This window comes from Pseudomonas azotoformans, from assembly GCF_001579805.1.
Taxonomy (GTDB): domain Bacteria; phylum Pseudomonadota; class Gammaproteobacteria; order Pseudomonadales; family Pseudomonadaceae; genus Aquipseudomonas; species Aquipseudomonas azotoformans_A.
Window position 1 is genome coordinate 358,061 of record NZ_CP014546.1, and the last position, 20,708, is coordinate 378,768.

The window sequence follows — 20,708 nt, forward strand, 5'->3', positions numbered from 1 at the left end:
AAGGTGCTCCGCTGTAGGACGACACACAAAAAGCCGCACGTAGGCCGCGCTTTCCTGGTCATCCAAAACTAAAAGGGCCAGCAGACTAGCACACAACACCCGGCCTTGATGAGCGCCCCTGTATACCTATCTACAGCCGGACACCCGCAGCCCCTCGCCATGCTGATGATTCCATTCATCACCTTGGGGCCGTGCAATGAGTACGCCGAACAACCGTCACCGATCACCCACGCTGCAGCAAATTCACAGCCACCTGCTGGAAATTGACCCCACACTTCGCACGCACAGCAAACGCCCTGTCACCTTGCCGGCTGAGCGAAGTGCCCTGGAAACCACCAATGCCACGCTCAAGCGCGTAAACACCGCCTATGAGCAGCAGGCGCAACGGCTTTACGCAGACCTGGAACACTCCGATCTCAGCCAGGCTGGCGGTCAACAACGGTTGGCCACATTGAAAACCCGGCTGGTGCAACAGCTTCAGCGCCTTGATGAAACCAGCACCGTCGATGGCCAGAGCCGTAAAACCTTCATGACCTTCACCGCTGGCATCAGCGCCCTGGAACAGGAGACCCGCCTCAACGTCAGCGACTATCTGTTGTCCCCTGCCGATCAGATCATGCTCGAAGACTGCTCACGCGGGCCGACCTTTCGCCCAGGTATGTATGCACTGACCTTCGACTATCAGGACCAGACAGTGGCGTTCGCCGGCGCGTTCGTGCTCACCCGTCAAGCCAGTCCTGTCGTCGACAGCTTGAGCGCTGCCCATCCAGGCCCCGTGTTGTTATTCACCCCGCATCGCGGCCTGGAGGCCTTCGACTCCCTCATTGACCTCAACCAAGGTTTGCAATCAGTGATGGCGACGGGCGCAGGGCTTGCAGAGTTGAACCGTCATCTGCCCGTGCGCTATCAGCACCTCGACGCGATCGGCATTTTCCCTCTGGGCTTGCAGCCCATCGAAGACGAGCCGCTGTTTGAACACGCGTATCAAGCCGTACTCGACAAACGCGCAAACGATATCGGCTACGCCCTGAACCTTGCAGCAGACGGCCAGCTCAACGCAGCTCAGCTCAAGGCACACCTCGACCATGCCATCAAGGCCGCACTGCCAGAGTTGAACATGCGCCTGGACTTCAGGGCCCAACTGCTGCTTGAGCGCGACCTGTTCAACACGTTGCCCGACTGGTACCGCAGCTTAGGCAACGACCAACGCAGCACGCTCGACCAACATCTGCGCAGTTACAACCAAGCGCGCCAGACATTCCTGGACCTGTTCGGCCCGGCCTCGACGCCCCACGCCCTGGCCCGGCACCAGTGGGCGGAATACCTGGCGAGCCAGTGGGACGTCCACGACCTGGCCCCCGAGCAACTGCAGATCACCACTCGACGCACAGTCCCCAAAGTCGGCACCTACGTCCAACAACGCTCCCTGATGGAACTGACCCTGCGTGGGCCTGCACCCAGGTGATGCGATCGCAGGTTCAGACTTCCTCGAACACAGCACCCTGAGTTATGCCGGCGCCCCACTTGGCGAGGCCCATGCCTACGTCACCGTGCAAGACCTGATCCTCCCACTGCAAGGCCTGCAACCACGCCTGGACTTTGCCAACGTCCAGAAAGCCGTGTTGGGCTCGGCGGCAATCAGACAGGCCGTGCGCACTTTTTTCGATCAGCGCCTGGTGAGCATGGCTTACCTCGCCAAACTGCAAGGCCACCTCAGCTCAGCGGATTTCCAGCTGTTTGAACAACTGCGAGAACACCCACGCCCACAACTCTGCGCTCAAACCGTGCTGTTCCACGGCGCGCAACTCAAAGACCTGTGGCTGCTGCGCGAAGATGACACCAATGGGCAGGTAAAACGCTTGTTGCTGTGCACACCCGACGCGCCTCGCGCACAGCAGTTCCGTGGGTTCGACAGCCTGCTCGAATGCCAGACCCATATTCTCGGCTGGCTGGATGACAAGGCGCAGATCAAAGGGCGCGGGATGACCGACTACGTGTTGGAGCAAGTGCCCCTGCGCTTTCGCCCCGCCATGAGCAAGGTTATTCAGGGGATCGGCTTCCGGCCTGACGCCTTGGAACACCAGGAAGTAACGTTTGGTAAACCCTGCAGCCACGCCGATTGCCTGGACGCCATGGCCGCGCACCGGCTGACACAGCTACAGGACGACTATGAGCTGGCCACTCCCGCCTGGTATCGCGCCGCATCGGCAGCGGATCACACGCGCCTGACCAAGCTGGGAGACGACGCGACGGGCGCGTTGCGCACCTACAACGCACGGCCGGACTCGGAAGCCAATTTCCCGAGCTTCGACAGCTACCTGCATGAAAAGGCCAAGCTCAGCCTGAACACTCTGCTGGGCCGTCGTCAAAACGACATCGACCCAGACACCGTTTTCGCCTACGCCCCCAAACCTTTGCTCGGCGCCGGGGATGAGCCTGTCTCCTACACCACGCTGTTCCGTGACGGGTACGACGACGGCATCGGCTTTCTCGACGAGAAATTTTCAAGGTCCGCCACCTTTCGTGGCCCGCCCGGCGTGGACATCAGCCCGCTGACCGCGCAGAACGTTGCACGCTCGGTGACCGGTGTGTGGATTGGTCAACGTTACACCGATGAAGTGCGCCGACGCTTGCAAAGCAGCAGTAGCGCGGGCTACGCCGAGCGCCGCGACGCGGTGTTGGCGATCCAGCAACTGCAAATGAAAAACGCCGCACTCGAATCGCGACTCCAAGGGCATATCGCCAGCATCGATCTGACATGGCTTGAACAGGCCATCGACAGCCTGGCAAGTACCGTCACTAGCGAGCGCAACACCTATAAGGTGCATCGGCTGGTTATCAATGGCGATTGGGTGATCGGCAATTACCTGTTCAGCCACGCGGATAACCCGGTGCTGCTTTACACCCCCGACGCACCGGACGGCATCGCCTTTCGCGAAGCACGGCTGTTCAATTACCTGCTCAAAAAAGTCGAGGGCATGCCCACCTACTGGTGTGCGCGGGTGCCAAAGCCATCAATGGCACGCATCGGGCTGTTTCTGCAAAACGCCAAAAACGGCCTGCCGCACGATATCAATCGCAGCACACCCAGCCCGCCCCGGCACGATGGGATCGCCCAGATCTCGCCCCTCAGCGACTTGCGCCATGAGTTCTACAACATGAGCCTGCAACGCAAGATCGATGACGTGCACGGCACCACCGTCAATCGCGCGCAAATGATCACCGGCATTCTGTGGACCTGCATCGAATGGGTAGCGGCTATCGCCACGATGCCTTTTCCCGTGCTCAGCCTGGCCCTCGGCGGGTTGCTCGCGTTCAAGGACGCCATGCTCGCCCTGAATGCCTACTACCAAAATGATAAGGGCGCAGCCCTGGACCACTACATCGGTTACCTGGCCAATGTTGGTGGCTCGGTGTTGTTTGATGTTCGGCCTGTTGTAAAAGACGCGTTGAAATCGCTGCGCGCCTTGCGCCCGGTCATAAAACCCGGCCCGCAAGCGACGCAAAGCGCCTTGATCGGGCAACTCGACGCGCTCACGCCAGAAGGCATGCAACCTGTGCTGTTCGAAGGGCGCAAGCTATGGGTATCGAAAACGCCAACCTCCGAGGGCCGCTATGTGTTGTACCGCCTTGATGAGGACACCGGCCAGCTCCATTCGACCGCTCGCCAGGTAGAACGGAACCCTAGCGGACAATGGGTACGCCCGACCGCACGCCACGGCGGAAAGAAATACGAAGCGCTGGTAAACGAGCAGACCAGCCCGCTGGAAGACTTTGACCTGACGGGAAAGCACGCCACAGACTTTCGCCACATGATCAGCCCGGAATACAAAGTCTCGGCGACTGATCCTGACGACCTATTCCAAGAAGCGTCCATTGTCGGTACTTCCGTACTGCGCAGCGCCTACGCCCAGAAGGTTAAGAGTGTGACCCAGCGCGCCGAGACCTTCTTCCAGGCCCCACGCCCTCCCACCACGCTCAAAGACCCCGTACCAGTACTGGCCCCCGATGCCACGCACAGCAATATCGTCAATACCTTGTTCGCCCGCGATAACCGTTTGCTCATCGGCTCCGGCAAGAACCCGACCACCAGCCTGCAACTGTTGATCGAACAACTGTCCACGCTGGTCGAACAAGGGCTCAAACGCGTGTACATCGAGTACCTGCCCCGAGACCTGTTTTATAACAAGCTGAGAATCCTCAATAACCAGGTCACAGGCAACAAAGCCCGTGCCCTGCAGCAGATAAAGCAGCAACTGGCCGAAGCCGACAAGGTTCTGAACCTGTCGGGCGCCCCCTTCAACTACAGCAAATTGCTGGATGAAACCCAGCGGCTCAATGTGCAGATAGATGGCCTGGATGGTGCCGTGTCCTACCATCTGGATCACGCGCCAAGCCGGCGCGCCGGCACCTATTTCTCACCGCGCAGTAACAGGCTACGTAATTTCTACTCACACACCATCATTGAGCACAACCTGAGCAACAACCCAGGCGAAGGTTGGGTTGCGTTGGTGGCGTCGGAGCGGCTGGGCACCTATGCACGCGTCGTAGGGCTGGCGGACCTGGAATATGCCCTGGCCCTGCGGATTATGGATGTACCGTCCACAACGCCCACTGGCGTGGTGCCCGATACGAATGCGCGGGGTCTATCCAAAGGTGACTACGTCTTGTCGATGCCGATTGACGTCCCGACACCCAGCACCTCGGGAACCGTTTCGCCACCGTCTGCTGCCGTGACTCATTTCGCCCAGTTCGACCTGCCGCACGACATTCGACCGCTCATTGAGCAGATGCAAGCGGCTCCTCATGGGCTGGACACGGGTTACATATTCATGGACCCCACCTCGCCCGAATCCGGGGCCTTGGCCAGATTCAGAAGCGTACGCAGCGAGTTGGCCAGTACTGCTGAAAACGCTTTCAGCCACTACCCAGCGACCCCACGCACGCCACTGACGACGATTTCTACGCAAAGCGAACAGGCATTTTTTGAGCAGGTATATCGACAGAAACTCGGCCTGGTGATTGGCGAAAGTCACATCCAGAGATCTGCCAAACAACTATTGAACGAGCACATGGAGCTGCTGAAAAAGCAAGGCGTCAAAACACTCTACATAGAGCACTTGCTCACCGACTTGCATCAAGAGGCCTTGGATATTTATCACCGCACCTCGAAAATGCCGAAGGCCCTGAAAAACTACCTGGAGTTACTCGATAGCGACCGTATGCCAATGTACGGCGGCGATTACACCTACACGAACATAGTCAAAACGGCGCATAAGTTTGGGATCCGCGTGCGTGCACTGGACTGCAGTGCCAGCTATCACGTCAAAGGCCTCACTGGCAAAGTCGGCAGGCTCGAACTGTTCAGCTACTTCGCTAATGAAGTGATCAAGGCTGACCAACTCGCGAAGGGCGCCCACAAATGGGTGGCCTTTGTGGGCACCGCCCACACCGATATGCACAAGGGTGTACCGGGCCTCGTCGAGTTGCAGGATGCGATCAGTCTGCATGTGTACGATACGACTCCCCAGCGCGCAAAACGGCTACGCGGCGGCGGCTGGGGCCACGTAACGGACACGCGCTCAATCGTCGCCTTACGCAGTGACTTCAGGATTGACGTGGGCAACCTCAAAGCCCCTGCGACTCGCACCCCAACACTGCCAGACCGCACCAGGCTCACTGAACCTGGGCAGTTCTTCATCGAGTATCCGAGCGAATTCGACGTCAACCTGGTTCACCGCTCACGCAGCGGCCAAATCGTCACAACGCCGTTTCAGATCAACGGCAAAGGCCAGTACTTCATCGAATACTGGAGCGCGCTAAAAAATCAGCGCTTTTATGATTTATCGGCACTGATCGAAACACTCAAGGCCGACCCTCCTCAAGGCGCGGGACTGCGACAAATAACCTGACACGTGCAACGTTTAACCTCGCCCGGCAATCGGGCGGGGTTCACCTTTCATCGGCCCATTGAAAAACCATTTCAGATTCACATCCCGCCGCCGATACCCACCTACACACTTTGGCTGGCTCAAACAACAACACCGTCCAGCAGACAGACATCAACTTTGCGGAGCATTCGATGAATAGCTGGTTCGGCAACATCAGCGTCAATCTCAAACTGGGCCTGGGCTTCGGCCTGGTGCTGGTCCTTACCTCGATCCTGGCACTGACCGGCTGGACCAGCCTGGGCGGCCTGATCGACCGCAGCAACTGGATGAGCGATATCACTCAGCTCAATGCTTCGTTGACCAAACTGCGTATCGTGCGCCTGCAGTACATGCTGGCCAATGGCGACGAAGCCGTGGCCCAGAATGTACAGACCAACCTGGACGCCTTCGCTGCCCAGCAACAGAAATTGCTCGACAGCTTCAAGAGCCCGGAAAACCTCAAGCTGCTCAACGAGCAGAAATCCATCATCACCGCTTACCAACAGTCACTGAACAAAATGCGCGAGGCCTACCGCAACGGCAACGCCTCTCGCCAGGTGATGGGCGACAAGGCGGATATCGCCAATGCACAGATCAACGCATTGGAAACCAGCGTGAAGCAAATGCCTGACAGTTCGGAGCACCTGGCTCAGTTCCAGGCGGTGGCCGACGCCAAGATGCAATTTCAGTTGGCTCGCTACGAAGTGCGTGGCTACACCGGCAACGTCAGCCCGGAAACTGAAGCCCGCGCAGCCGCACAGATTGAAAAAGCCATCGCCGGTTTGAAAGACCTCAGCGCCGCCTTCGGCGCCAGCCAGCAAAGCGCGCTGACCGCATTGGAAACCGCCTTGGGTGCCTATCGCAGCGCCGTGCAGAACTACAAGTCCGCCAACGCCAACATCGTCACCGCCCGTGCCGAAATGACCACCCAAGGCGCTGATATCGTCACGATCAGCGACAAACTGTACGACATCCAGCTGACCCGCCGCGACGCCGAAAGCGCCCAGGCCCGCAGCCTGCAATTGATCAGCACCTTGCTGGCGCTGCTGGTGGGCGTGATCGCAGCATGGGTCATCACGCGCCAGATCACTCGCCCAATCCAGGAAACCCTGGCCGTGGTGGAGCGCATTGCCTCCGGCGATCTGAGCCACAACATCCAGGTCACTCGCCGCGATGAGCTGGGCGTGCTGCAACAAGGCATCCAGCGCATGGGCACGACCTTGCGTGAATTGATCAGCGGTATTCGCGACGGCGTGACCCAGATCGCCAGCGCCGCTGAAGAACTGTCGGCCGTGACCGAGCAGACCAGCGCCGGCGTGAACAGCCAGAAGATCGAGACCGACCAGGTCGCCACGGCGATGCACGAAATGACTGCCACCGTGCAAGAAGTGGCGCGCAACGCAGAACAGGCTTCCCTGGCTGCGGCCGATGCCGACGGCCAAGCCCGCGCAGGCGACAAAGTGGTGGCCGAGGCCATCGCCCAGATCGAGCGTCTGGCCGCTGAAGTGGCACGTTCCACCGACGCCATGACCCACCTGCAACAAGAGAGCAACAAGATCGGCAGCGTGATGGACGTGATCAAGGCCGTCGCGGAACAGACCAACCTGCTGGCCCTCAACGCGGCGATCGAAGCCGCACGGGCGGGTGAAGCCGGCCGTGGGTTTGCCGTGGTCGCCGACGAAGTGCGCGGCCTGGCCCAGCGCACACAGAAATCCACCGAGGAAATCGAAGGCCTGGTCGCCGGCTTGCAGAACGGCACCCAGCAAGTGGCCAACGTGATGAACAACAGCCGCAGCCTCACTGACAGCAGTGTCGAACTGACGCGCAAGGCCGGTGTGTCACTGGAGAACATCACCCGTACGGTGTCGAATATCCAGTCGATGAACCAGCAGATCGCCGCCGCCGCCGAGCAGCAGAGCGCCGTGGCTGAAGAAATCAGCCGCAGCATTGTGAATGTGCGGGATGTGTCGGAGCAGACCGCTACGGCAAGTGACGAGACCGCCAAGTCGAGTGTTGAACTGGCACGGTTGGGTAGCCAGTTGCAGCAGATGGTCAGCCATTTCCGGGTGTAAGAAACCAAAAAGCCGCCTCAGCCTAAACCGGGGCGGCTCCACTTCTCAGACCTTAGCGGTCATCGAAGCTGTCCCGCAGGAACTTCCAGACGTGATAAGCACGCAGGCAGTTCACTACGAGGTTCCACGTACGTCGTGCAAACTTAGACATACTCGGCCCTCCCTAGGTTGGGCCTTACCTCCAGCGCACTTACCGGAACATGTGAGCCTTTGGACGCGGGTCATCGCATCTTTGAGGCGGCCGGGCTAGTGGGCATCTCGCATGAATCCGGCACGGATTACTAGCCCGTGGCGATCAGTCCAAAAATTCGCGCGCGCGTACCCGGCTCACCTAAAAGCAACCAACGCAGAACGGGGTGAAGCCTAACCAAAATCCGCCAAGAAGGTGTGACAGACAGTGGTTAAACACCCGGTATTTGTTTCGAAGATCTATTGCAAACTTTTGCAGCGGAAATCGACAAAATGAAATGCTCAAGATCATCAGTGCCGACCATCGCCTAACCTTGCGCGATAAATTGACTGGCGGTAGTATCCGCCTGCGGGTCAACGCATCTTTGAGATCGCACCCCCAGCCACTAACTGGGTTTGCAAAAAAAACCGCCCTACTAAGGCGGTTTTTTATTGCCTGCGATTTACCTCTCAACCCTCGCCTTCCTCAACAAACACCACCCGATTCCCAAACGGATCCTTGATGCTCATCTCCCGCGAGCCCCACGGCATTTCCTCAACCCCTGGCTTGGCGTACCGGTAATCCTTGCCCAGCAACTGCTGCTGGTAAGCGTCCACACCCTGCGCCTGAATCCGCACCGCCGCGCCCGGCGATGCGTCACCATGATGCTCGGTCAGATGCAACACACACTCGCCCAGCGAAACCTGCAAATACAGCGGGAAATTCGCCTCGAAACGATGCTGCCAATCCACCTTGAACCCCAAAAAATCGACGTAGAATTCCAACGCCTTGGCCTCGTCGAAAATCCGCAGGATAGGGATGACTTTTCCTAAGTGCATGGCAACCGCTCCGTTTAATTGAGCGACCACTATAGAGACGAAAAACCCGGACGCAAATCCCCGCTGCGTGCCAGGAACCGACCCGGCCGCTGACCGTTCGCCTGCCCGTCGCTATAGCTCAACACGCCGTTGACCCACACCCCATCAATGCCTTCCGCCGCGCGCTGCGGCTCCTTGAAGTCCGCCACATCGCGCACGCGCAACGGGTCGAACAACACCAGGTCGGCCCAGTGTCCTTCGCGGATTTCACCGCGTTCAGCCAAACCAAACCGCGCCGCCGACAACCCCGTCATCTTGTGCACGGCGGTGTGCAGTGGGAACAACCCCACATCCCGGCTGAAGTGCCCCAACACCCGTGGAAACGCCCCCCACAAGCGCGGATGCGGAAACGGATCCTCCGGCAACCCGTCCGACCCGACCATCGACAATGGATGCGCCAGGATCCGTCGTACATCCTCTTCATCCATCCCGTAGTACACCGCCCCTGCCGGTTGTAGCCGACGGGCTGCGTCGATCAACGCAACATCCCACTCAGCGGCAATATCCTGCAAATCACGCCCGCCCACTTCCGGGTGCGGCGTCGACCAGGTAATGGTGATTCGAAACGCGTCGGTCACCTGCTTGAGGTCCAGGGTCGAAGAACTCGCCGCATAGGGGTAGCAATCACACCCCACGGGATGGGTTTTAGCCGCCAGCTCCAACGACGCCAGCAACTGCGGACTACGCCCCCAGTTACCGGCACCGGCACATTTAAGGTGGGAAATGATCACCGGCGCCTTGGCATGCCGGCCGATCAGGAACGCCTCGTCCATCGCCTCCAGCACCGGTTCGAACTCGCTGCGCAAATGGGTGGTGTACACCGCACCGAACGCGGTGAGCTCTTCACTCAGTTGCAACACCTCATCGGTCTCGGCGTTGAACGCACTGGCGTAGGCCAGGCCTGTGGATAAGCCGAGGGCACCGGCTTCGAGGCTCTCTTGCAGCTGCACGCGCATGGCGGCGATTTCATCCACTGAAGCGGTGCGGTGCAGGTCGTCCATATGGTTGCTGCGCAACGCAGTATGGCCGATCAGTGCGGCGACGTTAACCGCCGGATGAGCCTCTTCGACCGCCGCTCGATAGTCGCTGAAACGCGGATAAACAAACGCCGAAGCGCTGCCCAACAGGTTCATCGGGTCCGGCGGATCACTGCGCAACGTCACCGGCGACGCGCTGATACCACAGTTGCCGACAATCACCGTGGTCACACCCTGGCTGAGCTTGGGCAGCATCTGCGGCTGGCGGATCACCACGGTGTCATCGTGGGTGTGCACGTCGATAAAACCCGGCGCCAACACGCGTCCGCTCGCATCGATTTCATGCTCGGCCATCGCCGCCGACAAATCACCGATCGTCTCGATGCGCCCGTCGCGCAGCCCCACATCGGCCACATAACCTGGGGTGTTGCTGCCATCAATGATCAGCGCCTGGCGGATCAATGTGTCGTACTTCATATCAGTCTCCAAGCGGCAGGCTGTCGGGGCCGCCGCGATAATCGTCCAGGGCCAGCTTGATCCGGCGCAGGCGTTCCTGGTTGTCGTCCGGCAGGGCCAAGGCCAGCTCGGTGGCGAGCAGGTCGATGGCCAGCAGCATGCCGTAGCGCGCCGCGGTGGGCTTGTAGATAAAACTGGTTTCGGCCGGTTGCAGTGGTAGCAGCACATCGGCCAACTGCGCCAAGGGCGAATCCGCCAGGGTGATGGCGACGATGCGCGCGTCGTAGTTACGTGCCAGCGTCACCACGTCGAGCAACTCAGGGGTGAGGCCGGTCAGGGAGCACACAATCAGCGCATGCTCGGGCCCCAGCGTCGCCGCCGTGACGCGCATCATCACCGGGTCGTGGCAAGCGGCAATCGGATAACCCAGGCGCACCAGACGCACCTGCAACTCATCGCTGCACAGGCTCGACGGGCCGCCCATGCCGAACGCATGGATCATTCGCGCCTTGCCCAGCAGGTTGACCGCATCGACGAAACTCGCCTGGTTGAACCCCGACAAGTGCTGACGCAAGGTCCCCTCGATATCCCCCAGGATCTGCCGATGAAACGCCGACTGCTCCGGCAACCCCGCAGGGTCGAGGAAGCGGCTGCCGACGCCACTGGCCTGGGCCAATTGCAGGCGCAAATCCCGCAGATCCCGACACCCTACGCTGCGTGCAAAGCGTGACAAGGTGGCCGTGCTCACCTCGGCCCGTTGGGACAACGCCTCCAGGCTGGCCGACGCGGCAAAGCCCACGTCATCGAGCATCAGCTTGGCGATACGGCCTTCGCCGGCGCTGAAGGAGTCCTGGCGGGCGCGGATCTGGTAGAGGATGTCCATGGGGGGCTCCGGGTTACAAGATACAGGACAGACCATAGGTGAGACCGAAGGCGACCACCGATATCAGAGTCTCCAGCACGGTCCAAGTCTTGAAGGTCTGGATCACCGTCATATTGAAGTATTCCTTGATCAGCCAGAAGCCGCCGTCGTTCACGTGGGAAAAGATCACCGAACCCGCGCCGGTGGCCAGCACCAGCAATTCGGGGTGTGGATAACCCAGCCCCATCGCAACCGGCGCCACCACGCCGGACGCGGTGGTCATAGCGACGGTGGCCGAGCCCGTAGCAATACGCATCAACGCCGCAAACAGCCAGCCCATCACCAACGGCGACAGATGGAAAGCATGGGCCAGACCGAGAATTTCGTTGGTCACCCCCGCGTCCACCAAGATGCGATTCAAACCGCCGCCCGCGCCCACCAACAAAGTGATGCTCGCGGTCGGCGCCAGGCACTCATTGGTGAACTTGAGGATCGATTCGCGGTTGAAGCCTTGAGCGATCCCCAAGGTCCAGAAGCTCACCAAGGTCGCCACCAACAGCGCGATCACCGAGTTGCCGATAAACAACAGGAACTGATTGAAACCGGTGCCCGGCGTGGAAATCACATTGGCCCAACCGCCGATCATCATCAGCACCACCGGCAACAGGATGGTGCCCATGGTCAGCGCAAAACTCGGCAAGCGGGTGCGCGGCTCGCGCTCGATGAATTGGCGTTCCAGCGGGTTTTCTGCCGGCAAATGAATACGCGGCACGATGAATTTGGCGTAGACGGGACCGGCGATGATTGCCGTGGGGATACCGATCAGAATCGCGTAGAGCACGGTCTGCCCCACCGACGCGTTGTACGCCAGCACGGCCATCATCGCCGCCGGGTGCGGCGGCACCAGCGCATGCACCACCGACAGGCCAGCGACCATCGGCAAACCGACCATCAGGATCGATACGCCCACACGCCGCGCCACGGTAAAGGCAATCGGCACCAGCAGCACAAAACCGACCTCGAAAAACAGCGGCAGCCCCACCAGGAAGGCGATGCACACCATGGCCCCAGTGCGCGTTACGCTCGCCAAAACGGTTGATCAACGTGCGCGCCACCTGCTCGGCACCGCCGGACTCGGCCATCATCTTGCCGAGCATGGTGCCCAGCGCTACTACCAGGGCGATATGCCCCAAGGTCTTGCCGACGCCCGCTTCATACGAGCCCATAATGGTGTCCGCCGGCATCCCGGCCATCAGCGCCAGGCCAATGGACACCAGGGTGATGACGATAAACGGGTTGAGCCGGTAACGTGCAATCAGCACGATCAAAGCAATGATGGCGATGGCAGCGTATGCCAATAGCCCGAAGCCCGGTGATGCGGCCATGCGGTACTCCTCGGAAAGGGTCACGTCGAATTGGTTGTGAAACTCATAAATCATTACCGAGGAGTATTTTCAATTTTTATGAAAGTAATTTTCGCCCACAGATAAGCGCTGTCGCGTTGGGATATGCCCAACGGTCGCCCATGAAAATTCGAGGGGTGTTCTTACATGAAGATCAGAAGATGCTGGAAACTCAAACGCCGCCATCGAGTCATAGAATGCGCCTCCCCTCATGCCCAGGAAAATCGAACATGATTCGCACCTCCCTCGCCGTCAGCGCTTTGTTTCTTGCCCTGTGCGGCACTGCGTCGGCCGCCGATAACGCGGCGTTGAAAAAATGCATGGACAGCGCCAACACGACCGCGGACATGGTCAATTGCAACGCCAAGGAAGCCAAGGTGCAGGACACGCGCCTGAACAAGGCCTACAAGACTGCCCTCGCCGCTCAGGAAGGTGCGCGCAAGCAGCAACTGCAAGACGTGCAGCGCCTGTGGATAAAATACCGTGATGCCAATTGCGGCTTCGCCGGCTCCGCGACCGGTGGCACCATCGACCAGGTCAACGGCTCCGCTTGCCTGCTGGACATGACCCAGACCCGCGCCCAGGAGTTGGAAGACCTGGTCGGGCCGTGATCACTTACTCATGATGGACCCGGGCGCGCTTGAGCAGCTTCTTGCAGCGCTCCGACAAATGCAGCACCCGCAGGTGCTTGCCGGCCTTGGTGTAACGCTCACGCAGGGTCATCAGCGCCGCAATGGCGGAATAGTCGACAAAGCTCAGGTGACGGCAATCCAGCGTCACCTGGGCCGGGTCGTTGGCCGGGTCGAACTGGTTGAGGAACGGCGTGGTCGAGGCAAAGAACAAGGTGCCATGCAAGCGATAGAGCTTGCTGCCATCGGCCTCCAGGTGTTCATCGGCATACAGCTCGCGCGCCTGTTGCCAGGCGAAGTTCAGCGCCGCAATCACGATCCCGCACAGCACGGCCGTGGCCAGGTCGGTGAACACAGTGATCACCGTCACCGCGATAATCACCAGCACGTCATTGAGCGGCACCTTGTTGATCACCCGCAAGGAGGCCCAGGCGAAGGTCTGCTGGGACACCACGAACATCACACCCACCAGCGCCGCCAGCGGGATCCGCTCGATAAACGGCGACAGGAACAGGATGAACAGCAGGATCATGACCCCGGCAAACACTCCGGAAAAACGCCCGCGCCCGCCCGAGCTGAGGTTGATCACGGTTTGCCCGATCATCGCGCAGCCGCCCATGCCGCCGAACAGGCCCGAGACCATATTCGCCGCGCCAAGGGCCACGCTTTCGCGGTCCGGGTAGCCACGGGTTTCGGTGATTTCATCGGTGAGGTTGAGGGTCAGCAGGGTTTCCAGCAGGCCGACCATGGCCATCAGGAACGCATAGGGCGCGATGATGCCGAGGGTTTCCAGGGTCCAGGGGATCTGCGGCAGGGCAAAGCTGGGGAGGCCACCAGCGATGTGGGCCATGTCGCCCAAGGTCCGAGTCGGCAAGCCCAGCAGGTACACCGCCAGGCCCACGCCGAGGATCGCCACCAATGCAGGTGGCACCGCGCGGGTGATGCGCGGCAGCAGGTAGACGATGGCCATGGTCACCAGCACCAGGCCGATCATCACGTAGAGCGGCGTGCCGCTGAGCCAGTGTTCACCGCTCTTGAAATGCTCCAACTGCGCCAGGGCGATAATGATCGCCAGGCCGTTGACGAACCCCAGCATTACCGGATGCGGCACCATGCGCACCAGCTTGCCCAGGCGCAGCAGGCCGAAGGCGACCATGATCAACCCGCCGAGCAATACCGTCGCCAGCAGGTATTCCACGCCGTGTTGCACCACCAGCGCCACGATCACCACCGCCATCGAGCCCGCCGCACCGGACACCATGCCGGGGCGGCCGCCAAACAATGCGGTCAGTGTGCAGATGATAAAGGCGCCATAGAGCCCCATCAGCGGGTTGAGGTGGGCCACCAGGGCAAAGGCGATGCATTCGGGCAGCAACGCAAACGACGTGGTGAGGCCGGCCAGGGCATCGGCGCGCAGACGGGTGAGGTTCATGAGGTACCAGGGTAATGCGGGGGATAAGGCGGGGAATGGTACGGAATTGACCGGGGCAGAACCAGATTTTTAAGGCGAGCTACACCCTGTGGTTGTGGTTACGGTTGTGGCTGTATCTGTGATTGTGGCGAGCGGGCTCGCCACAACAAGCCCTCTCGCCACAGGGAGACTTACACCATCTCGTTGCGAATCCACTCCACCACCGAAGTCCGCTTCGGCGCCCAGCCCAGCAGTTCACGGGCATGCTTGCCCCGCACCCGGCTGTTGGAGCCCAGGCCATAGTTGGCCATTTCATAGCCCCACTCGGCTTCGGCGTCGGCCAATGGCCAATCCTGCGGTTTGCCCAGGTTCAGGGCTTCAGCAATGGCGGTGGTCATGTCGATAAACGCCGCTTCGCTGCTTTCCACGAAGTAGAAGGTGCCCGGTACGTTCTGGGTCAGTGCCAGCAGGTACAGCGCCACCACGTCTTCGATGTGCACGTTGGACCAGATGTTCTGCCCGCTGCCCACATGGCGCACTACCCCACTCTTGCGCGCCTGCTTGAGCAAACGCGGCAATTGCACGCTGTCGCGCTTCACACCCAGGCTGTGACCGTAGATCAGCGTGTTGCAGATCACCGCCGAGTTCACGCCGTCGTTGGCCGCCGCCAGGATCAGGTTGTCGATGGCAACGCGTGCCGCCTTGTCGACGGTCGGCTCCGGCAGGTTGTCTTCAAAGTAGATGACATCGCTGGACTTGCCGCCCGACGCATCACCGACAATGCTTGAACCGCTGGTGTGCAGGAATGGCTTGTTCGAGCCCTTCAAGGCTGCCAGCAGGGTTTCCACGGCAGCGCGATGGTCGCTGCTCGCGGCATTGATCACCGCATCGGCCTTTTGCGCTTGCTCGGTCAATACAGCGGCGTCATCCAGGGTGCCGATCACTGGGGTAATACCCAATGCGGTCATCTCGGCCGCCTGCTCGGCGCTGCGCACCAGGCCGGTGACACTGTGACCAGCCTTGACCAGGCCGGTTGCGATGGAACCCCCGATAAAACCTGCTGCGCCGGTAACGAATACGTTCATGGAGACTGCTCCTGACTGGGTAAGTGATAGGACCAGTATCAAGGGCCGATCCCTGACGAATAAGCCCCTATTGCCCAATTCACTCTTGCGCGAAGGTCACGAATCAGCAGGCATACCGCGCCAGCTTGGCCTGCATGAAGTCGAGGAAACACTGGATGCGCAAGGCCAGCTGCGAGTTACGGTAGAACACCGCGTGGATCGGCTGGCGATAACCGCTGTTGAACGCTTCCAAGACTGGCACCAGGCGTCCGGCTTCGATGTCGTCGATGGTCATGAAGTTCGACAGGCAGCAGATGCCCTGCCCTTCCAGCGCCAAATGACGCACGGTTTCACCACTGGACGCGGCCACGCCGGGCTGGATCAACCAGCGGTCGCCCTCCACATGGCGCAGCGGCCAGTGGTTGAGGGTTTCAGTATGGGTGAACCCCAGCAAGGTGTGGTCCGCCAATTCGGCAACCGTGGTCGGCGTGCCGTATTGCTTGAGGTAGTCGGGGCTAGCGAGAATATGCAGCGGCGTACAGCCGAGCGCACGTGCGTGCAGAGTGGAGTCGGCCAACACACCGATGCGGATGGCGATGTCGGTACTCTGCTCCAGCAGGTCGATGATCAGGTCATCGCTGTTCAGCTCCAGCTGGATATCCGGGTAAAGACTGCGAAACTCCGCAATGTACGGCACGATCCCATGCAGCATAAAGGGCACCGCCGCATTGATGCGCAGGCGCCCCGCCGGTTTCTTCTGGCGTGACGACAGGCGTTCCTCCAGCTCATCCATCTGCGCCAGGATCACTTTGGCCTGTTCGAAGAAGTACTTGCCCTCCTCGGTCAGGTCCATGCGCCGCGTGGTGCGGTTGATCAGCGTGGTGTCGAGCTTGGCTTCCAGCCGCGACAAGGTGCGGCTGACCGCCGAGGGCGTTTGCCCGACTTGTTCTGCGGCAGCGGAAATCGAACCGCATTCAATCACGCTGACGAAGATCTGTAGCTCATCGGATCGGGCTTTCACAGGCGCTCCTCGTTATCGGTTCCCAGCAGCTTACACCGAGAAATTGAACACCTGCGCCAGATGCTGCTCATAGCGTGCTACGTCAGCCTCGATCGCCGGGCGCTTCATCACGTCCACGCACAAGAAGGTCGGCAGGCCGGTCATGCCAAGGAACTCGTTGGCCTTGTGGAACGGGAAGTACACCGCGTCCACGCCCTTGGCTTCGAAGAAGTCGGTCGGGTCGTCGAAGGCTTGCTGCGGCGCGTTCCAGGTCAGCGAGAGCATGTACTGCTTGCCCTGGATCAGGCCGCCGCTGCCGTACTTCTGCGACGAGTCGGAGCGCGTGCGACCGTCGCTGGCGTACAGGCTGCCGTGGCCTTCGGTGAAGACTTCGTCGATGTATTTCTTGACGATCCACGGCGCGCCCATCCACCAACCGGGCATCTGGTAGATGATCACGTCGGCCCAGAGGTATTTCGCCACTTCTTCGGCCACGTCGTAGCCTTCGTCGATGTGAGTGACTTTCACGTCGATACCGGCACGGTCCAGCACGGCCACGGCGGCGTCATGCAGGGTGCTGTTGTAGCGGCCATCGGAATGAGCGAATTTTTTGCCGCCGTTGAGCAGGAGGATTTTTTTCATGGGAGGGCATCCGTAAGGGTTAAAAATGTCTGCCGGCAGGCTATCGACATTGGCCCCTCGGAATAAGCGGCGGCACGGCAAAATACATTTGACCAGAAAGCACAAATGCACCACCAATTGTTAACCGCTGATCAGCAGATGCGCCCCCAGCAAGGCCATGCCAACGAAAAACACGCGCTTGAACAACACGGCACTGATGCGCTGACGCACCGCCTGGCCCAGCCACATGCCCAGCAGTGCCGGCACCAGCGCCAGCAGCGAGGCGTTGACCTCCCCGCCACCGAGCGTGCCGCGCCAGGCCAGCCCGGCGGCCAACGCCAGGGTGGAAACCGTGAACGACAGCCCCAGCGCCTGCACCAACTGATCACGGTTCAAGCCCAAGGCCTGCAGATAGGGCACGGCGGGAATCACGAACACGCCGGTCGCTGAAGTAATGACTCCCGTGACGATGCCGCACATAGGACCCAGCCAACGTTCAGTCTCAGGTTTTACCTTGAACGTCGGCAGGAACAATCCGCTGAGTGCATACACCAGCAACGCACCGCCCAACGCATGCCCCACCCAGCTTCCCCCGCTCATGCCCAGCCACAAGGTGCCCAACCCGGTACCGAGGAAGATCAGCAGCAACATCGGCCACAGGCGTTTGACCAATGCGCTCAAATGCCCGCCGAACGTCAGTTGCCACAGGTTGGTGATCGTCGACGGGATGATCAGCAAAGCCGCAGCCTGCGCCGGTAACATAGCCAGGCCGAGCAAGCCCATGGAGACTGTCGGCAAGCCCAGGCCGATCACACCCTTGACAGTGCCGGCCAGCACGAAGGTGCCGATCACCAGCAGCGTCATGGCGGGGCCGATGTCTTGGTAGAACGTGAGGAAGGTATTCATGGGGGGATTGTGCGGTTTTTCGGTGAGGTCGGAAATGCGCCATATACTGAGGCAGACTCTTGTTTTCCCTTAGGCTGGTGCCATGCACTTTGACTTGATCGACCTGCGCCTCTATCTGCACATCCTCGACACCGGCAACATCACCGCCGGTGCCGGGCGCAGCCATTTGTCCCTGGCCGCCGCGAGTGCGCGTATCCGGGCGATGGAGGCTTCGTTGGGTATCGAGTTCCTGGAGCGTAACCGCCGAGGTGTCACCCCAACGCCCGCCGGCAAAGCCCTGGCCCGCCACGCCCGCTTATTGCTGCAACAAGCCGAACACCTGCAGCAGGACCTGGCGGAGTACGCCAACGGCATCAAAGGCCAGGTGCGCCTGCTGTGCAACACCACCGCCCTCAGCGAATACCTGCCGGAACTGCTGGCGGACTTTCTGTGCGAGCACCCCAACCTCGATATCGACCTGCAGGAGCTGCCGAGCCTGCGCATCACCCAGGCCTTGCGCCAGGGCACGGCGGATATTGGGATCATCTCCGACGCAGTGGACACCCACGGTCTGCAGACTCTGCCCTTTCGCGACGACCCGCTGGTGCTGATCGCACCGCTGGATCATCCGTTCACCGCTGGGAGTTTTGTCGATAGCCTGCAACACGACTTTGTCGGCCTCGCCACTCACAGCGCGTTGACGGTTTATCTTGAAGAACAGGCACTGCACGCCGGCTTTCGTATGCAGACGCGCATCCGTGCCGAAGGGTTTGATGGGGTTATTCGCATGGTCGCCCGCGGCGCTGGCCTGGGTATCGTGCCCCAGGCCGCGCTGGAACGTTGGCCGCTGGAACCCAGCGTCAAGGCCCACCCTCTGCAAGAGGAGTGGGCCTGTAGGAAACTGCTGTTATGTGCGCGTTCGTTCGAACAACTGCCCGGTTATGCCAAGGCCTTGTTCGATGCCTTGGCCCTGCCCTTGCGGAAGAACCCGTAATACACCGCCGACAGAATCAGCAGAAACGGCACGCCAAACACCAGTGTCATCTTGAATGCCTCGGTGAAATACGTAGTGATCATCACCGCGCCCATCAGCACCAGCCCCAGCAACGTGCTGTAGGGAAACAGCCGCAGTTGGAACGACAATTTCGGCCCACCGTGACGCTTGCGGTAGCGCCGGAAGAACAGGTGCGTGAGGAAGATCATGAACCAGGTGAAGATAGCGCCAAACATCGAGATCGCCATCATCAGGGTGAACGAGCTTTCCGGGTACACCACGTTCAGCAACGTCGCCAGCGCAATGCCCGAACTGGACAGCAGCAACGCGTTCAACGGGATGCCGCTCTTGCTCAACGCGCCCATGGACTTGGGGGCAAAGCCGGCGCGGGACAGGCTGAACATCATGCGGGTGGTGATGTAGAGCTGGCTGTTCATCGCCGAGAGCGCGGCGATCAGGATCACGAAGTTCATCACGCCGGTCGCACCGGGAATGCCGATGGTCTGCATCACCGTGACGAACGGGCTCTGGGTCTGCCCGGCCTGGTTCCACGGCACGATGGCCAGCATCAGCGCCAGGGTCAGCAGGTAAAACACCACCAGGCGCACGATGGTCGCGCGGAAGGCTTTCTTCACCGCCTGTTCCGGGTCGGCGGCTTCACCGGCGGCCACGGCGATCATCTCCACACTCAAATAGCTGAAAATCGACACGATCACCGCCATCCACATGCCGCTCAGGCCATGGGGGAAAAAGCCGTCGTGGGCCGTGTAGTTCTGCACGCCATACTCCGGGTTGCCGGAGCCGAACACCACGTACACGGCAAGGATGATGAAGCCGACAATCGCACTGATCTTGATCGTCGAAAACCAGTATTCGAAGTTGCCAAACGTCTTCACGCTGATCGCATTGAGCAGGATCAACACGCTGGAAAACGACACGATCCACACCCATTCCGGTACGTTGGCGAACCAGTACTTCATGTACATCGCTACCGCCGTGACCTCGGCGCCCACCGCCAACACAATCGCCGCCCAGTAGGCATAACGCACCAGGAACCCGGCGAGCGGGCTGATGTAGAACTCGGCATAGGCACCAAAGGAGCCCGAGGTGGAATGGGCCACCGTCATTTCCGCCAGGCAGCCCATCAACAGCAAGGTGATCAACGCACCGATGGCGTAGCTCACCAACACACTGGGCCCGGCATAGCCGATGGCGTAGGCGCTGCCCATGAACAGCCCGGTGCCAATGGCGCCGCCGATGGCGATCATGCTCATCTGGCCGGAAGTGAGCTGGCGCCGCAGGCCCAGTTCGCGGTGGGTGATCTCTGCAAAGCCGTTGTCTGGCGTGGTCACGTGGT

At 60.4% G+C, this 20,708-nt stretch carries 14 protein-coding genes and 2 pseudogenes; 6 read left to right on the plus strand and 10 right to left on the minus strand.

What is annotated here, in order from left to right:
• Positions 1-196: 196 nt before the first annotated feature.
• The 4 genes and pseudogenes from AYR47_RS01750 (at position 197) to AYR47_RS33280 (ending at position 8,002) form a co-directional block, all read left to right on the plus strand.
• Positions 197-1,465 carry a hypothetical protein gene (locus AYR47_RS01750; RefSeq protein ID WP_061434047.1) on the plus strand — a complete coding sequence of 423 codons (1,269 nt, stop codon included), beginning with the start codon at positions 197-199 and terminating at the stop codon, positions 1,463-1,465.
• Positions 1,446-5,912 carry a membrane-targeted effector domain-containing toxin gene (locus AYR47_RS01755; RefSeq protein WP_061434048.1) on the plus strand — a complete coding sequence of 1,489 codons (4,467 nt, stop codon included), beginning with the start codon at positions 1,446-1,448 and terminating at the stop codon, positions 5,910-5,912. The genes AYR47_RS01750 and AYR47_RS01755 overlap by 20 nt, the downstream gene beginning before the upstream one ends.
• A gap of 305 nt (positions 5,913-6,217) precedes the next feature.
• Positions 6,218-7,099 (plus strand): annotated as a pseudogene (locus AYR47_RS33275) (methyl-accepting chemotaxis protein); the annotation flags it as partial.
• Between the two features lie 198 nt (positions 7,100-7,297).
• Positions 7,298-8,002 (plus strand): methyl-accepting chemotaxis protein, encoded by a 705-nt coding sequence (locus tag AYR47_RS33280; protein WP_371318427.1) that lies wholly within the window; start codon positions 7,298-7,300, stop codon positions 8,000-8,002.
• A gap of 639 nt (positions 8,003-8,641) precedes the next feature.
• On the opposite strand, the gene AYR47_RS01765 is transcribed toward AYR47_RS33280, so the two are convergent.
• The 4 genes and pseudogenes from AYR47_RS01765 to AYR47_RS01780 all read right to left on the minus strand — a co-directional run bounded on the left by AYR47_RS01765 (position 8,642) and on the right by AYR47_RS01780 (position 12,729).
• The gene (locus AYR47_RS01765; protein WP_033896185.1) at positions 8,642-9,010 is read right to left on the minus strand and encodes a glyoxalase superfamily protein; all 369 of its coding nucleotides are present in this window, start codon (positions 9,008-9,010) and stop codon (positions 8,642-8,644) included.
• 29 nt (positions 9,011-9,039) lie between these two features.
• Entirely contained in the window at positions 9,040-10,503 is a 1,464-nt protein-coding gene (locus tag AYR47_RS01770; protein WP_061434050.1) for an N-acyl-D-amino-acid deacylase family protein, read from the minus strand.
• A 1-nt stretch (position 10,504) separates the two neighbouring features.
• Positions 10,505-11,365 carry a MurR/RpiR family transcriptional regulator gene (locus AYR47_RS01775; RefSeq protein WP_033896183.1) on the minus strand — a complete coding sequence of 287 codons (861 nt, stop codon included), beginning with the start codon at positions 11,363-11,365 and terminating at the stop codon, positions 10,505-10,507.
• A gap of 13 nt (positions 11,366-11,378) precedes the next feature.
• Positions 11,379-12,729, minus strand: a pseudogene (locus AYR47_RS01780) (GntT/GntP/DsdX family permease).
• Positions 12,730-12,977: 248 nt separating this feature from the next.
• Here AYR47_RS01780 and AYR47_RS01785 point away from each other — a divergent pair.
• Positions 12,978-13,358, plus strand: a complete 381-nt coding sequence (locus tag AYR47_RS01785) for a lysozyme inhibitor LprI family protein (RefSeq protein ID WP_016976197.1) — start codon at positions 12,978-12,980, stop codon at positions 13,356-13,358.
• 4 nt (positions 13,359-13,362) lie between these two features.
• On the opposite strand, the gene AYR47_RS01790 is transcribed toward AYR47_RS01785, so the two are convergent.
• The 5 genes from AYR47_RS01790 to AYR47_RS01810 all read right to left on the minus strand — a co-directional run bounded on the left by AYR47_RS01790 (position 13,363) and on the right by AYR47_RS01810 (position 18,378).
• Positions 13,363-14,808 (minus strand): SulP family inorganic anion transporter, encoded by a 1,446-nt coding sequence (locus tag AYR47_RS01790; RefSeq protein WP_033896181.1) that lies wholly within the window; start codon positions 14,806-14,808, stop codon positions 13,363-13,365.
• 170 nt (positions 14,809-14,978) lie between these two features.
• Complete coding sequence (locus AYR47_RS01795; protein ID WP_033896180.1) at positions 14,979-15,872, minus strand: NAD-dependent epimerase/dehydratase family protein; 894 nt, start codon at positions 15,870-15,872, stop codon at positions 14,979-14,981.
• 103 nt (positions 15,873-15,975) lie between these two features.
• The gene (locus tag AYR47_RS01800) at positions 15,976-16,872 is read right to left on the minus strand and encodes a LysR family transcriptional regulator (protein WP_033896179.1); all 897 of its coding nucleotides are present in this window, start codon (positions 16,870-16,872) and stop codon (positions 15,976-15,978) included.
• Between the two features lie 30 nt (positions 16,873-16,902).
• Positions 16,903-17,493, minus strand: coding sequence for an NAD(P)H-dependent oxidoreductase (locus AYR47_RS01805; protein ID WP_033896178.1), 591 nt, complete (start codon positions 17,491-17,493; stop codon positions 16,903-16,905).
• 120 nt (positions 17,494-17,613) lie between these two features.
• Positions 17,614-18,378 carry a sulfite exporter TauE/SafE family protein gene (locus AYR47_RS01810; protein ID WP_033896177.1) on the minus strand — a complete coding sequence of 255 codons (765 nt, stop codon included), beginning with the start codon at positions 18,376-18,378 and terminating at the stop codon, positions 17,614-17,616.
• 82 nt (positions 18,379-18,460) lie between these two features.
• Between AYR47_RS01810 and AYR47_RS01815 the strand changes: the two genes are divergently transcribed.
• Positions 18,461-19,351, plus strand: a complete 891-nt coding sequence (locus AYR47_RS01815) for a LysR substrate-binding domain-containing protein (protein WP_033896176.1) — start codon at positions 18,461-18,463, stop codon at positions 19,349-19,351.
• On the opposite strand, the gene AYR47_RS01820 is transcribed toward AYR47_RS01815, so the two are convergent.
• A complete protein-coding gene (locus AYR47_RS01820; RefSeq protein WP_033896175.1) occupies positions 19,297-20,703 on the minus strand; it encodes an amino acid permease in 1,407 nt (468 codons plus the stop codon). The genes AYR47_RS01815 and AYR47_RS01820 overlap by 55 nt on opposite strands.
• Positions 20,704-20,708 lie beyond the last annotated feature (5 nt).

Excerpts from the sequence above, each read along its gene's own strand:
- AYR47_RS33280 (WP_371318427.1), top strand. The coding sequence starts at position 7,298 with ATGACTGCCACCGTGCAAGAAGTGGCGCGCAACGCAGAACAGGCTTCC.
- AYR47_RS01765 (WP_033896185.1), bottom strand. The coding sequence starts at position 9,010 with ATGCACTTAGGAAAAGTCATCCCTATCCTGCGGATTTTCGACGAGGCC.
- AYR47_RS01785 (WP_016976197.1), top strand. The coding sequence starts at position 12,978 with ATGATTCGCACCTCCCTCGCCGTCAGCGCTTTGTTTCTTGCCCTGTGC.
- AYR47_RS01795 (WP_033896180.1), bottom strand. The coding sequence starts at position 15,872 with ATGAACGTATTCGTTACCGGCGCAGCAGGTTTTATCGGGGGTTCCATC.
- AYR47_RS01810 (WP_033896177.1), bottom strand. The coding sequence starts at position 18,378 with ATGAATACCTTCCTCACGTTCTACCAAGACATCGGCCCCGCCATGACG.
- AYR47_RS01770 (WP_061434050.1), bottom strand. The coding sequence starts at position 10,503 with ATGAAGTACGACACATTGATCCGCCAGGCGCTGATCATTGATGGCAGC.
- AYR47_RS01790 (WP_033896181.1), bottom strand. The coding sequence starts at position 14,808 with ATGAACCTCACCCGTCTGCGCGCCGATGCCCTGGCCGGCCTCACCACG.
- AYR47_RS01805 (WP_033896178.1), bottom strand. The coding sequence starts at position 17,493 with ATGAAAAAAATCCTCCTGCTCAACGGCGGCAAAAAATTCGCTCATTCC.
- AYR47_RS01750 (WP_061434047.1), top strand. The coding sequence starts at position 197 with ATGAGTACGCCGAACAACCGTCACCGATCACCCACGCTGCAGCAAATT.
- AYR47_RS01815 (WP_033896176.1), top strand. The coding sequence starts at position 18,461 with ATGCACTTTGACTTGATCGACCTGCGCCTCTATCTGCACATCCTCGAC.
- AYR47_RS01775 (WP_033896183.1), bottom strand. The coding sequence starts at position 11,365 with ATGGACATCCTCTACCAGATCCGCGCCCGCCAGGACTCCTTCAGCGCC.